The organism is Pseudomonas sp. Irchel 3E19, from assembly GCF_900187585.1.
In the GTDB taxonomy this organism is placed as follows: domain Bacteria; phylum Pseudomonadota; class Gammaproteobacteria; order Pseudomonadales; family Pseudomonadaceae; genus Aquipseudomonas; species Aquipseudomonas baetica.
This window is the reverse complement of sequence record NZ_FYDT01000061.1, coordinates 1-13873: the sequence shown is the minus strand read 5'-3', so window position 1 is coordinate 13873 and position 13873 is coordinate 1. Positions and strand designations below refer to the sequence as shown.

Below are 13873 nucleotides of genomic sequence, written 5' to 3'. Positions count from 1 at the left end.
GTGAAACTCGCTAAGGCGTTAAACCGCCACCAGGCGCACGCTGGCACCTTCACCGACGCCCAGGGCTTCGGCCGCTTCCATATCCAGCGTCACCGGTTTGCCCGGCGCGTAGTCCAACTCAAGCAACACGGCGCGGTAATCCTGCAACTGCGCGTTGGCCACCAGATACTGGCGCCCGGCACCTTTGACCGGCTCGCCGATCTTCACTGGCACCACGCGGCTCTGGGCGATCGAACGGATCCCCGAAACACGTGCATGCAGGGTCGGGCCACCGTCGAAAATGTCGATGTAGTGATCGGTCTCGAAGCCTTCGCGCATCAGGATGTCGAAGGTGATCTGCGCACGCGGGTGCACCTGGCCCATCGCCTCTTGGGCGGAGTCCGGCAGCAGCGGCACGTAGATCGGGTAATGCGGCATCAGCTCGGCGAGGAACGTGCGGCTTTTCAAGCCACACAGGCGCTCGGCCTCGGCATAGTTGAGGTCGAAGAAGTTGCGACCGATGGCGTCCCAGAACGGCGAGTCGCCATGCTCGTCGCTGTAACCGACGATCTCGGTCACCACCGAATCAGCGAAACGCTCCGGATGGCTGGCGACAAACAGCAGACGGCCACGGGAGTTGAGCTCGGACCACGGCGAACCCACCAGCTCACGCTGCACATAGAAACTGGTCAGCAAGCTGTTGCCGGTCAGGTCGTGGCATTGCGAAAGCACGTGGATCTTGTTGTGGATCTTCAGCTCGCGGGAGGCGTGGACGAAGGTCTCATTACGGAAGCTGTAGAACGGCTCCGAATAACCAGCCGAAGCAACGATGGCCGAGCAGCCGACCAGTTTGCCGGTGGCGGTGTCTTCGAGGACGAAGAAGTAACTCTCTTCACCGTTGAAGCTCACTTCGGCGGCAAACGAGGCTTCGCTCGCGGCGATCTTGTCGCTCAGACGTTCCACGTCATCCGGCAAGGAAGTGACACCAATCGGGCTGTCCGCAGCCAGACGCTGTACCTCGCCCAGATCAGCCATTTGCGCAGGGCGCATCACCAGCATGGTGTCACTCCTTTCTCTTATAAAAATTTACTGAAAAAAACACCGGATACTGTGGGAGCGAGCCTGCTCGCGAAAGCGGTCTATCTGTCAGCAAAAATGTTGACTGACACGCCCTCTTCGCGAGCAGGCTCGCTCCCACAATGGAGTTCGCCCGGTATCAAAAATTTTGATCGACGCCCGAGAAGCTCAGGCGTCGAAGGGTCTATCAGGCTTGCGTCAGTTTTGCGGCAGCGCGTTCGAAGCGGTCGAGGCCGGCATCGATGTCGGCGTCTTCCACCACCAGGCTCGGGGCGAAACGGATCACGTCCGGGCCGGCTTGCAGGATCATCAGGCCTTCTTTTTCAGCGGCGTTGAAGATGTCCTTGGCCTTGCCTTTCCAGGCCTCGCTCAGCACGCAACCGATCAGCAGACCGAGGCCGCGCACCTGAGTGAACAGGCCGTACTTCTCGCCGATCTGCTGCAGACGGGTCTTGAATTTGTCGTGCTTGGCATTCACGCCATTCAACACTTCAGGGGTGTTGATCACGTCGATCACCGCTTCCGCGACAGCGCACGCCAGCGGGTTGCCGCCGTAGGTGGTGCCGTGGGTGCCGACGACAAGATGTTTGGCCAGCGCTTCGGTGGTCAGCATCACCGCGATCGGGAAACCGCCGCCCAGGCTCTTGGCGCTGGTGAGGATGTCCGGGGTCACGCCGTAATGCTGATAGGCGAACAGCTTGCCGCTGCGGCCCATGCCGGTCTGCACTTCGTCGAACACCAGCAGCGCGTTGTTCGCGTCGCACAGTTCGCGGGCACCTTGCAGGTAAGCCAGTTCGGCCGGCAGTACGCCGCCCTCGCCCTGGATCGGTTCCAGCACGACCGCGCAGGTCTTGCCGGAAACCGCGGCTTTCAGCGCCGCCAGGTCGTTATAAGGAACGTGGGTGATGCCCGTGATTTTCGGGCCGAAACCGTCGGAGTACTTCGACTGGCCACCGACATTAACGGTGAACAGGGTACGGCCGTGGAAGCTGTTCAGCGCGGCGATGATTTCGTACTTCTCGCTGCCGAAACGGTCGAACGCCACGCGACGGGCCAGCTTGAACGCGGCCTCGTTGGCTTCAGCGCCGGAGTTGCAGAAGAACACGCGCTCGGCGAACGTGGCGTCGATCAGCTTGTGCGCAAGGCGCAGGGCGGGCTCGTTGGTGAACACGTTGGAAACGTGCCACAGCTTGTTCGCTTGCTCGGTCAGCGCACCGACCAGCGCCGGGTGCGCGTGGCCCAATACGTTGACGGCGATGCCGCCAGCAAAGTCGATCAGCTCGCGGCCGGCCTGATCCCAGACGCGGGAACCGGCGCCACGCACCGGAATGAAAGCGGCAGGCGCGTAGTTGGGAACCATAACCTGGTCGAAATCGGCGCGTTGTACCGCAGCGTGCTCAACGGACATCGGAGTCTCCTGATGAGAAGCACCCGCCTGAAACTGGCGAGCTTGGTGAGGATTGTAAGGACAGTTTTCAGCCCGGCCTTGTCGCCAAGCGACAACTTCTTATAGCGCAAACCCCGGATTTTCCCGGGTTTACGGCAATGCGACATATAGGGTCGCAAAGGCGCAGTTTAAACCGGCGCGCCAGTTTACAGACAGCCTCGCAAGGGCCCTATAAATATGTACCGCACGACCCTGCGCAGCGTTTGTTTCCCTTGAACATCAAAACCCTCCGTTCAAGGACTTCTCCATTGCGACCCGACCCACAAGATCTGCCAATTGATGCCGAGCAGAGCTGGCAGCCCGCACACCACGACGAGCATTACGCGCCCCTGCAAGACTGCATGCCCGACTGGCTGACCCGCGCAGCCGCGGCCAGGCGCCAGGCGTTACGCCGCACCGCCCCAAGGCTCGACAGCAAGCTCAAGGCCCAGCCGGCCAGGCACCACGACACACTGAAGAAGCTCAATGCCCGCCACTGGATCGCGCAGAACCAGGTCGACCGGCAACTGGCAAAGCTGCAGGACGCCGCTACGTTCGCCGAGCCGTTGCTGCTCGAAGCACTGCGCGCGCAGTTCGGCATCACCGACCTGGACGTGCGCAAAACCTGTTTGCGCCTCTATACCTCGCTGTCATTGGGCGCTGCGCGCACCTGGACGGTGTCGCTGCTTGACGCCGCCCTGCACAACTTCGAAGAGCACGAAACACTTGAGGGGGCGTACGAACCCGCTTCGGCGTTCATCACCGAGCCGGATCAGGCAGGCCGATTCGAAACGCTGCCCTCGCTCGATAAAACCCTGGGGATCCCGGCATTCACCCGGCTGTGCCGGGAGCTGGACATCGGTCGCCTGTATCAACAGCACCTCAACGAGCAACTGGGTCTGAACGACCCGAAGGTGGCCGCTGCGCTACGGCGAAAAGTCGATGCCAGCCAACAAGCGGCATTCAAGGCAGCGCTGCAATACGCACGGATGAACAACGACATCCAGGAAGGCTTTGCGCGGACGATCGAAGGTTTGCTCGATGGGCTGCAAGGTTTGCGCTTCAACCGCTTGCCGGTCCTGTGTCACCAGTTGACGCTACTGGCCACGCCACTGAGCGCCATTCGGGTGTTTGCCGCAGATTTGCAACGAAGCCGCGAAACCACGCCCGTGGTGGTGTACATCCCGGACGACCCCGAACATCCGCTCAAGGAATATGCCTCATCCAGCGAATTTGCCACTGAACTCACCCGACAACTGCGCTCGCCCGACTACCAGCACTTTTTCAGCAGGTTCGTCGCGCATGAACAACGCGGTCACTTCTTCAGTGAACTGAACCGCAGCCTGAGCCAGTTGACGTTTCATTCACCCGCACCCGGCAGCGGACTGCCCGCGTGGCGAAGCGAACCCATCGACAACCCCGACCTGCATCTCGAGGCGTCGGTGATCAGCGGTGATCTCTGGCAGCAGCTTTACCAAAGCAATCTGGACAAGATTCTCAATGATGCGCGCGTCATTGCCGTGCCGACGGCAAGGGTCGATCAAAAGGCACGCTGGGCATTCTGGGATTCCGTGGTCGATATCGCCCAGACCCTGCTCAACATTGCGTCATTTGTCGCCATGCCGTTTGTGCCATTTCTTGGCGAATTGATGATGGCTTACATGGCGTTCCAAATACTCGACGAAACGTTTGAAGGCATCGTTGACTGGGCAGAGGGGCAAACCAGCGAAGCCTTTGAGCACTTGATGGCGATGACCGAAGCACTGCTGCAGTTGGGCCTGTTTGTCGCCGGTGGCGCGGTGATTGCCAGTGAGTATCGCCGGGTACTGCCACGCGAAATCGTGCAGTTCATCGACCGCTTCAAATCCGTTCGCGGCGCCAAGGGCAAGAAAACCTACTGGAAGCCCGACCTCACGCCTTACAAACAGAAAATTTCGCTGCCCGAGAATTCCACCCCCAACGCACTGGGTCTGCACGAACATCAGGGCAAACGGATACTGCGCCTGGACGGCGATCACTTCGAGGTCAGCCAGGATCCGCACAGCCACAGCTATCGAATCGAACATCCCTCCCGCCCCGACGCTTACAAACCGGTATTGCGCGACAATGGTCACGGCGCCTGGCACACCGAACTCGAACAACCGCTGAGCTGGGAAAAGGACACGCTGCTGCAACGTATCGGGCCTGTTGTCGACGCCATTGCGCCCGCACAGCGCGAACAGATTCTTCAAGTCAGCGGCTGCTCCGAAGATGCCTTGCGCAAAATGCATGTCAATCAAGAAGCACCGCCGCCACTGCTGGCCGACACCCTCAAACGCTTCAGGATTGATCAGGATCTGCAACGCTTCATCGACCAGATCGCCAGTGACGTACCTGAGCAATACCTGAGCGCTGATCCGGCCACACAATTGCAACTCCTCAGCGAAGCCGAGCGCTGGCCGAAAGACCAGGCGCTACGCCTGCTGGACAGCCAGGGACAGGTGCTCTGGCAATCCTCAGCAAGTGAATACAGTCGCCTGATCGAGCTTCGTCAAAACCAGCTGGCGGACGGCGACGTACTCAAAACAGTGCTGCAACAGCTCACCGAAAACCAAATCGGCCAATTGCTGAATGAGGCGTTCGGCAACCCGTTCAAGTCTCTCGATTGGCGTACGCGCAACCTGCGCGACACCCTGGCGCAGATCGCGCGAGCGCAACGCAGCGCACTGTTTGAATCGCGCTACCGGTTGCTCGAACAAAGCGCCGACGCCCAGGTGCAGACACTTGTGCAAAGCGATCCGCCATTACCCCTCAGCGTGGCGCAAGAAATGCTGCACAACGCCAGCGGACGCGAAGTGCTGCAGATCGCTCAGGGCCAATTGCCCGAACGGCTGGAGAAACTCACCCGACTCGTCGGGCAGGAGGTGTTGCTGACCCGTGCTTATGAAGGGCTGGCTCTGGCGTCGGTGGAACCGGCGCAAACCGACGTGCTGGCGCTGCACAGCCTGGAAACGCTGCCCGGCTGGTCCCCCGAGGTTCGCATTGATGTGCGCCAAGGATCATTCGACGGCCCGGAACTGGACAGCATCGGTCACGCCAATGCGCCCATTCACAAAGTGCTGGTGCGACAGGACGGCGCTCGATACCAACCTTTCGACAGTCAGGGTCAGCCGCTGCACGGGACATCGGATCTGTACGACAGCGTGCTGCGAGCACTGCCCGACGCACAGCGTGATGCACTGAAGCTGAACATCGGCGAAGCAGAGAAACTCAAACGGCTGGCGCAGGAAAAACCACTGACGCGAGATGCGCTTCGCATCGCCCTGAACATCCAGCCCGTCGAACCGCAGGTCGATGCCCTGCGCTTGTTGGGCCGGGCGGGCTACCCCCGGGTGACGCCCGAAGTGCTCTCGCTGAAGGAGCGAATCCGCCTGCTGTATCCAGCCCTGAGCGACAGGGAAATTGCGACCATGCTGCGCCACCTCGGATCGAATCCGCGCGCCGTGCTGTCACGACTGACTGACGAATACCTTCAACTGCAACATGAGCTGCAAATCTGGGCCAACAATCCGCCGGCCCTGCACCCGATCACCGGAGAAGCACTCGATGCCTGGCAAACCTCGGCGCAAATCAGCAATCGCCGAGCGCTAAGAACACAGATCATGCGCGCGTGGCGCAGGGAAACCGCCTTCTATGATGAAGAAGAAGGCCCTGCATCCGGCCACATCATCAATTTCTCCCAGCCGATACTGGGCGACCTGCCCGTCCTGTCCGGGGACTTCAGCCATATCAGTGCGGTGACTCTGGACGGCCACTCCGGGACAACCGGCGTCAATGCGTTTTTGCAGCAGTTCAGCGAACTGCGGCGCCTGGCCCTGATCGATTTCAAGCTGCCCGGCGTGCCAGAGGCACTCTCGCAAATGCCGGTACTCAACGACCTGATCTTGAGCGAATGCGAGCTGGTGCTCACCCCGGCCAGTCAGGTACTCCTCTCATCGCTGCGCGCGCTGAGGTTTCTGGACTTATCAAAAAACCCACAACTGAACCTGCCACCCGACATCGCAAGCATGCCGAAGCTGTACCTTCTGGAACTCAGCAACACCGGTATCAGCCACGTCCCCGAGGGCCTGCAAAATCACCCGCAGTTGAGCATTGGCGTGTTTGACGACAACAACATCAGCGAGCTGCCGGACTGGCTCTTCGAATTGTCTTCCGAGCGCAGCGACGGCATCAGCTTTGCCAACAATCCACACCTGAGCAACGCCGCTCGCGAGCAGATCAAAACGCACTACCAACGAACCGGGCAGTGTTTCGAAGTGCTGGTCGATCAGGCGGATATCGTTCAGACCCAAGAGCTGTATCCCAATCTGGACAAGGAAGAGGCGAGCGATTTTGTCTATCAATTGCCCGGCACCCTGATTGAAGGTCGGGCTGAGCTGCTACGGCGCAGGGCCGAGCTTGAGCAGTTGCTGGTTGACCTGCGCGAGTGGTCGCAAAACACGCCGCTGACTCACCCCGTCAGCGGCGCCCCGCTCAGTGCAGCCGAGATCAGCGCCGAGCAGATGCGGCGTAACGAATTCCAGAGCACGCTGGAAGACTGCTGGCGGCAAATACCGAAAACCGATGCGCCTGAAGGTGAATACGGCTTCGCTTCACATACCGCAATCATGGGTGATCTGCCGGTGCTGACAGCGGACTTCAGCCACGTGCCCACGCTGTACCTGACCAGCCCGGAAAACTTCGTCACCCGCGTCGGTGGCTTTCTCGAGCGCTTTACCAAGCTGCAAGAGCTGACGATTCGCGGTTACCGACTGGACGACATACCGCAGGCGGTTTTCGCCATGCCACAACTGAGTGCGCTGAACCTGCCTGAATGCTCAATCACGTTGACCGAAGCCAGCGCGGACGCCCTGGCCGGCATGGAACAACTGGAGATGCTCAGTCTTCGTGACAACCCGTTGGGCCGCACGCCCCAGGTAAGCGCCATGAGCAATCTGGCGCTGCTGGATCTGAGTTCAACCGGCATCACCGAGGTCCCGACCGGCTTATTGGCCATGGGCAACTGGACACTGATTGACCTGAGCAGTAACGCAATCAGCGAAATGCCCGTCGAACTCATGGAGGTCGATGCCAAGCACCTGATGAACTTTGGCAACAATCCGTTCAACGCGCAAAGCGTGGAACGCATCAACGCCTATTACCGGCGTACGGGCAATGATCTGGGTATTGGAGGCCAGGAGCGCCTGGTAAGGCGCTAGGCACAAACGGTCATGGGCGAGGTCGCTTGCTCATGACCATTGATCCTTCAACCGCGCTCGGTGGGTACCGACGACAATTCAAACGGGCTGCTACTGCGCCGCTGGTTGCGATCTTCCCGTGGCGTAGCACCGAAGAAGTTGCGGTAGGCGCTGGAGAAATGCGGCCCCGAGGAGAAGCCGCACGACAGGCCGATCTGGATGATCGACTTGCTCGTTTGCATCAACATCTGCCGGGCCTTGTTCAGGCGCAGCTCCAGGTAATACTGGCTTGGCACGCGGTTGAGGTATTGCTTGAAGATCCGCTCCAACTGCCGACGGGACACGCACACATGCTGGGCGATTTCGTCGGTGGTCAGCGGCTCTTCGATGTTGGCTTCCATCAGCAACACCGCCTGGGTGAGCTTGGGGTGACTGGAGCCGAGACGGTTCTGCAACGGAATACGCTGACGCTCACCACCCTCGCGGATGCGCTCGACCACCAATTCTTCCGAGACCGCTCCGGCCAGTTCCGCACCATGGTCACGGGCCAGCACCGCCAGCAACAAGTCGAGTACCGACATGCCGCCACACGCGGTCAGGCGATCACGATCCCAATCAAACAGATGGCTGGTGGCGATGACCTTCGGGAAACGCTCGGCGAAATCATCCTGCCAACGCCAGTGCACGGCAGCGCGATAACCGTCGAGCAAACCCAGTTGCGCCAACGGGTAGACACCGGCGGACAAGCCACCGATCACGCAACCGGCACGCACCAGTTGCTTGAGCGCGCTGCTCAGTGGCGAGGCCAGCGCGGTGGGCGGCTCGTCAGCGAGCAGGAACAGTTTCTGGAAATTTTCCAGCTTGCCGGCCCACGGCTCGCCGGGCAACTGCCAGGCACCTTCGACGGGCGGCTCGGCCTGCAAGAACGACAGTTCGTAAACCACGTCCGGGTGCACCCGCTGCGCAACGCGCAAGGCCTCCTCCGCCAGAGCCAAAGTCAGAGCTTTAGTGCTGGGCCAAATCAGGAAACCAATTCGATGGGCAGTCATGGGCGGGCGATCCGAAACGAACAACGGTGATGAAGGCAAGGGCCAATGCTAGCCCGAAATCGAAACTGTCGCAGATCCATTGTGGGAGCGGGCTTGCTCGCGAATGCGATAGATCAGACACCAATGATGTCGACTGATACACCGCTTTCGCGAGCAAGCCCGCTCCCACAGGGGGTCGAGCAAGTCTTCAGGTCGCGAAGCATGACCTAATTTGGTGCATAACGGCAGCGTTTACTTGAGGCTACCCGACAGGAACTGTTGCAGGCGTTCCGATTGCGGATTAACCAGCACTTCGCGCGGGTTGCCGCTTTCTTCAACAACACCTTTGTGCAGGAACACCAACTGGTTCGACACTTCACGGGCAAAGCCCATTTCGTGGGTCACGACGACCATGGTGCGACCTTCCTGGGCCAGCGCCTGCATCACCTTCAGCACGTCGCCGACCAGCTCCGGGTCAAGCGCCGAGGTCGGCTCGTCAAACAGCATCACTTCCGGTTCCATCGCCAGCGCACGGGCGATCGCCACACGCTGCTGCTCGCCACCGGACATATGCCCCGGGAACGCATCCTTACGATGGGCCACGCCGACCTTGTTCAGGTAATGCTCGGCTTTTTCGCGGGCTTCGGCCTTGGATACACCCAGTACATGGACCGGCGCTTCCATGATGTTTTCCAGCGCGGTCATGTGCGACCACAGGTTGAAATGCTGGAACACCATCGACAGGCGCGAGCGCATGCGTTGCAGCTGTTTCGGATCAGCGGCTTTCAGCGCGCCGTCCTTGTTGGCCACCAGTTTCAGCTCTTCGTTGTTGAGCAGGATCTTGCCCGCGTGCGGCTGCTCAAGCAGGTTGATGCAGCGCAGGAAAGTACTTTTGCCGGAGCCACTGGAGCCGATGATGCTGATCACATCGCCGGCTGCCGCTTTCAGGGACACGCCCTTGAGCACTTCGTGACTGCCATAGCGTTTATGCAGGTCTTGGACTTCAAGTTTGTACATGCGGTCGGTTCTCACAAAAACAGTGGATCAGTCATTCAGCAAGTGGCCGTGACGCAGCGCGTCGCGCCCCGCCACTTTGGCCAGCCAGAAGCCTGCTTGGGCATAACGTAGTCGTTCAACGGCAAACAACACCCCGGACGTGGCGGCACAGACAATGCTCACCTTATCCGTCAAAGGATCAATGACTTCAAACAGCGCCTCACCCTTGTCAATCCATTCCCCCGGCTTGCGCAGGAACGTCACGACACCCGCGTGAGGGGGGAAGAGCATTTCCGTGCCCTCCAGTGGCATGCCTTCGCAAGCCTCGTGCTGCGCGGCAGGCCATCCACCACCGATCAAGCCCTGTTCGGCGAGAAACGCCAGAATGCCTTCGGCACAGTTGATCGCCTGCTCACGCCCGGTGTCGGACTGACCACCCAGCTCCAGAGTCGTCGCGCTGCAGGCCAAAGGAATCTGTGCTTGAGGAAACTGCCGTGCCAGGCGCAGCCACGGCAGCGAGCAGGCTTCATCGAAGGAACTGCCACCGGAATCTTCCGCCAGCAAAGCCACCTTCATGTCCAGATGTTGCGCCAGCGAGCGCCACTGTGGCCATTGCTGAGGCAAGGCATACATGTGCATGACCGCTTCACAGTCGCAATGCAGATCAAGCACCACATCCGCCGTGCAGGCATGGCTGAGCAAGATGCGCTGCAAGCCTTGCAACTGGCTGCTGGCCGGCGGCAATGCCGCCAGATGGTCGCTCATCGCCTGACGAATCAAGCGGATGTTGGCGTGCGGGTCATCGCCCAGACGCCCTTCCAGCTCGGCGGCCAGCGGCGCGCTGAGCTCCTCAAAATCACGATTGAAATTCTTGCCGCTACCGGCCTCGAACCGCCCCTGATGCGCGCCTTGCAGCAACTGCCCGAGGCCGATCGGGTTGGCCACAGGCACCAACTCGATCACCCCCTTGAGCAAGCCGTCGGCTTCAAGTTTGGCGAGGCGTTTTTTCAGCTCCCAGGCGGTGCGCATGCCCGGCAATTCGTCAGCGTGCAGGCTGGCCTGAATGTAGGCCTTGCGCTCGCCGCTGCCGAAGCGGAACACCGAAACCTGGCGCTCGCTGCCTAAATGGTTCCACGGCAATACATGATCGATGCGTTCCATATCAATGCTTCCTTGGGGCCAGATAGCTCAACCAGCGTCGCTCGGCCAGCTTGAACAGGCGCACCAGAATGAAAGTCAGACACAGGTAGAACACGCCGGCGGTGATGTAAGCCTCGAACGGCAGATAAAACTGCGCGTTGACGGTACGCGCCGCGCCGGTGATGTCGATCAGGGTGACGATGGACGCCAGACTGGTGGTCTGCAGCATCATGATCACTTCGTTGCTGTACTGCGGCAGCGCCCGGCGCAGGGCCGACGGCAGCAGGATGCGCTTGTACAGCTTGAAGCGCGACATGCCCATGGCCTTGGCCGCTTCGATCTCTCCGTTCGGCGTGGCCTTGAGGCTGCCGGCGATGATTTCCGCGGTGTAGGCGCTGGTGTTGACCGCGAAGGCCAGGCACGCACAGAACGTAGCGCTGGACAACCATGGCCAGAGGAAGCTTTCCCGCACGGCTTCGAACTGAGCCAGACCGTAGTAGATCAGGAACAGCTGAACCAGCATCGGCGTGCCGCGAATCACATAGGTGTACAGCCACGCGGCGCCGTTGACGATCGGGTTCTTCGAGACGCGCATCAGCCCCAGCGGCAGGGCCGCGAGCAGACCGAAAAACAGCGACAGCGCGAGCAGTTTGAGGGTGGTCAGCAGGCCGCCGAGGTACAGCGGCAGGGCCTCCCAAATGACGTTGTAGTCGAAGATCATAGATCAGCCGCCCTTACGCCTACCGAGTAGCGCTTCTCAAGTTGACGCAGGATCAGCAACGAAACACTGGTAATCACCAGGTACATCGCCGCCACTGCGAGGAAGAAGGTGAAAGGCTCGCGGGTGGCATCTGCCGCCTGCCTGGCCTTGAACATCATGTCTTGCAGACCGACCACGGAAATCAGCGCGGTGGCCTTGGTCAGTACCAGCCAGTTGTTGGTGAAGCCCGGAATCGCCAGACGAATCATCTGCGGCACCATCACCCGGAAGAACACCTGAAAACTGCTCATGCCGTACGCCATGCCGGCTTCGGCCTGGCCCTTCGGAATCGCCATGAACGCGCCACGGAAGGTTTCCGACAAGTACGCACCGAAGATGAAACCGAGAGTGCCGATACCGGCGGCCAGCGGGTTCAGGTCGATGTAGTCGTCATAGCCGAGCATCGGTGCCACGCGGTTGAGCAAGTCCTGACCGCCGTAGAAGATCAGCAGGATCAGCACCAGATCGGGAATCCCGCGAATCACCGTGGAATACAGATCGCCCAGCCAGGCCAGCCAGCGCACCGGCGACAGGCGCAACGCGACACCGATCAGCCCGAGAACGATGGCCAGAGCCATGGACGACAAGGCGAGCTGAAGCGTCAGCCATGCGCCATCGAGGATGACAGCCCCGTAGCCTTTCAACATGATTCAGGTCCTCGAAAGTTGGGATGAAAAAATGGCGCAAACCGCAGAGATCCTGTTGCTTGCGCCATTTCGGACTTGTCGCAGAGACGTGTTACTTGCCGTAGATATCGAAGGCGAAGTACTTGTCCTGGATTGCTTTGTATTTGCCGTTTTCACGGATAGCCGTGATAGCGGTGTTGATCTTGTCTTTCAGGGCGTCGCCCTTGCGCACTGCGATACCTACGCCGTCGCCGAAGTATTTGACGTCGGTGAAGGCCGGGCCAACGAAGGCGAAACCTTTGCCAGCGTCGGTTTTCAGGAAACCGTCATCCAGCAGGGTCGCGTCAGCCACGGTGCCGTCGAGGCGACCGGCGGCCACGTCGAGGTAGATCTCGTTCTGCGAACCGTATGGCTTGATCTCGGCACCCAGCGGGGCCAGGACTTCGCGGGCGAAGCGCTCGTGGATCGAACCACGTTGCACGCCGATGTTCTTGCCCTTGAGCTCAGCCAGACCTTCGCTGACCTGAGTACCGGCCTTCATGACCAGACGAGCCGGGGTGTTGTAGTACTTGTTGGTGAAGTCCACGGACTTCTTGCGATCTTCAGTGATCGACATGGACGACAGAATCGCGTCGATCTTGCGCACTTTCAGTGCCGGGATCAGACCGTCGAACTCTTGCTCGACCCACACACACTTGACCTGCATCTGCTCGCACAGCGCGTTGCCGATGTCATAGTCGAAACCAACGATGCTGCCATCCGGCGCTTTCGAGGCGAACGGAGGGTAAGCCGCTTCGATACCGATCTTCAGAGGTTTTTCGTCAGCGAAGGCATTCAGCGACAGCACGGACAGTGCCAGGGCGCCAAGCAGCACAAGTTTCTTCATCTTGGGACTCCATCGGTAAAGGGCAAAAACGGCAGAGTGAGCAACAGCCCAATATGCGAATGGGTGAATCGGGAAATCGGTTGCTGCATCGGTGGGAAATTTCCCATTGAAACCGTCAGGGGTTTCAACGTCAGCCACGATGAGCCAGTGACCGGCATTCTAACGACAGGCCAGAAGCCGATATTTCTTCAATGCGACAACTAATTACAGATGCACAGAGAAAGCGACTTTAGCGCATTGACAGCCTTGCAAATTCATGCAAGAGCGAAAGATTGTGAACCGATCCATGCTGCAAATTGCGGGCCTATTATTCGCAAACCCTTCTAATCCGGCAAGCGCAGCGTTGTGTCTTATTTTTCACCAGGGGTTTTGAGGCTCTAAAACGGGGCGATGCGTTTCCCTTTGCCCCGATTTGGCGCGGGTGGTTACACATATGGTTACGGGAATGAGGGCGGGTAACAGCGGGAAATGTCTTACGGCGCAAATCGATAATTATTGGCTGGGTGGTTTCGGTTTCTGGCCGGGACTACACCAGCGCCTGACAAATTGCTTCGCGAGCAAGCCCGCTCCCACCATTGGAATGTATTCCTACAGCTGGACTGCCATCTACCTGTGGGAGATTCTATGGTTGAGGGGAAGCCCTCAACTGACTTTTGTCTGATATTCGCTTTGCCCTTTCAGCAAGGCGAATACCACCCGAGCAAGTTTGCGAGCCAGCATCACCAACGCCTGCGTGGTG

Annotated in this window: 9 protein-coding genes and 1 pseudogene; 1 reads left to right on the top strand and 9 read right to left on the bottom strand. The window is 59.7% G+C overall.

Annotation, left to right across the window (positions count from 1 at the left end):
• Positions 1–18 precede the first annotated feature (18 nt).
• Both aruF and CKW18_RS26065 read right to left on the bottom strand, forming a co-directional pair.
• Positions 19–1038, bottom strand: coding sequence for an arginine/ornithine succinyltransferase subunit alpha (aruF, locus tag CKW18_RS26070; protein WP_095191416.1), 1020 nt, complete (start codon positions 1036–1038; stop codon positions 19–21).
• 205 nt (positions 1039–1243) lie between these two features.
• Positions 1244–2464 carry an aspartate aminotransferase family protein gene (locus CKW18_RS26065; RefSeq protein WP_095191415.1) on the bottom strand — a complete coding sequence of 407 codons (1221 nt, stop codon included), beginning with the start codon at positions 2462–2464 and terminating at the stop codon, positions 1244–1246.
• Positions 2465–2751: 287 nt separating this feature from the next.
• Here CKW18_RS26065 and CKW18_RS26060 point away from each other — a divergent pair, with 287 nt between their 5' ends.
• Positions 2752–7719 (top strand): dermonecrotic toxin domain-containing protein, encoded by a 4968-nt coding sequence (locus CKW18_RS26060; RefSeq protein ID WP_095191414.1) that lies wholly within the window; start codon positions 2752–2754, stop codon positions 7717–7719.
• A 47-nt stretch (positions 7720–7766) separates the two neighbouring features.
• On the opposite strand, the gene argR is transcribed toward CKW18_RS26060, so the two are convergent.
• The 7 genes and pseudogenes from argR to CKW18_RS26025 form a co-directional block, all read right to left on the bottom strand.
• Positions 7767–8747: a transcriptional regulator ArgR gene (gene argR, locus CKW18_RS26055; protein ID WP_095191413.1), complete on the bottom strand. Its 981-nt coding sequence runs from the start codon at positions 8745–8747 to the stop codon at positions 7767–7769.
• Positions 8748–8978: 231 nt separating this feature from the next.
• Entirely contained in the window at positions 8979–9743 is a 765-nt protein-coding gene (locus tag CKW18_RS26050) for an ABC transporter ATP-binding protein (protein ID WP_003227281.1), read from the bottom strand.
• Positions 9744–9770: 27 nt separating this feature from the next.
• A complete protein-coding gene (locus CKW18_RS26045; RefSeq protein WP_095191412.1) occupies positions 9771–10883 on the bottom strand; it encodes a succinylglutamate desuccinylase/aspartoacylase family protein in 1113 nt (370 codons plus the stop codon).
• A 1-nt stretch (position 10884) separates the two neighbouring features.
• Positions 10885–11583: an ABC transporter permease gene (locus CKW18_RS26040; protein ID WP_095191411.1), complete on the bottom strand. Its 699-nt coding sequence runs from the start codon at positions 11581–11583 to the stop codon at positions 10885–10887.
• Entirely contained in the window at positions 11580–12269 is a 690-nt protein-coding gene (locus CKW18_RS26035) for an ABC transporter permease (RefSeq protein ID WP_095191410.1), read from the bottom strand. Before CKW18_RS26035 ends, CKW18_RS26040 begins: the two co-directional genes overlap by 4 nt.
• A gap of 91 nt (positions 12270–12360) precedes the next feature.
• Positions 12361–13134 carry an ABC transporter substrate-binding protein gene (locus CKW18_RS26030; protein WP_095191409.1) on the bottom strand — a complete coding sequence of 258 codons (774 nt, stop codon included), beginning with the start codon at positions 13132–13134 and terminating at the stop codon, positions 12361–12363.
• 642 nt (positions 13135–13776) lie between these two features.
• Positions 13777–13873 (bottom strand): annotated as a pseudogene (locus CKW18_RS26025) (IS110 family transposase); the annotation flags it as partial.

Coding starts and splice junctions, on each gene's coding strand:
- aruF (WP_095191416.1), bottom strand. CDS start 1,038: ATGCTGGTGATGCGCCCTGCGCAAATGGCTGATCTGGGCGAGGTACAG.
- CKW18_RS26065 (WP_095191415.1), bottom strand. CDS start 2,464: ATGTCCGTTGAGCACGCTGCGGTACAACGCGCCGATTTCGACCAGGTT.
- argR (WP_095191413.1), bottom strand. CDS start 8,747: ATGACTGCCCATCGAATTGGTTTCCTGATTTGGCCCAGCACTAAAGCT.
- CKW18_RS26050 (WP_003227281.1), bottom strand. CDS start 9,743: ATGTACAAACTTGAAGTCCAAGACCTGCATAAACGCTATGGCAGTCAC.
- CKW18_RS26045 (WP_095191412.1), bottom strand. CDS start 10,883: ATGGAACGCATCGATCATGTATTGCCGTGGAACCATTTAGGCAGCGAG.
- CKW18_RS26040 (WP_095191411.1), bottom strand. CDS start 11,583: ATGATCTTCGACTACAACGTCATTTGGGAGGCCCTGCCGCTGTACCTC.
- CKW18_RS26035 (WP_095191410.1), bottom strand. CDS start 12,269: ATGTTGAAAGGCTACGGGGCTGTCATCCTCGATGGCGCATGGCTGACG.
- CKW18_RS26030 (WP_095191409.1), bottom strand. CDS start 13,134: ATGAAGAAACTTGTGCTGCTTGGCGCCCTGGCACTGTCCGTGCTGTCG.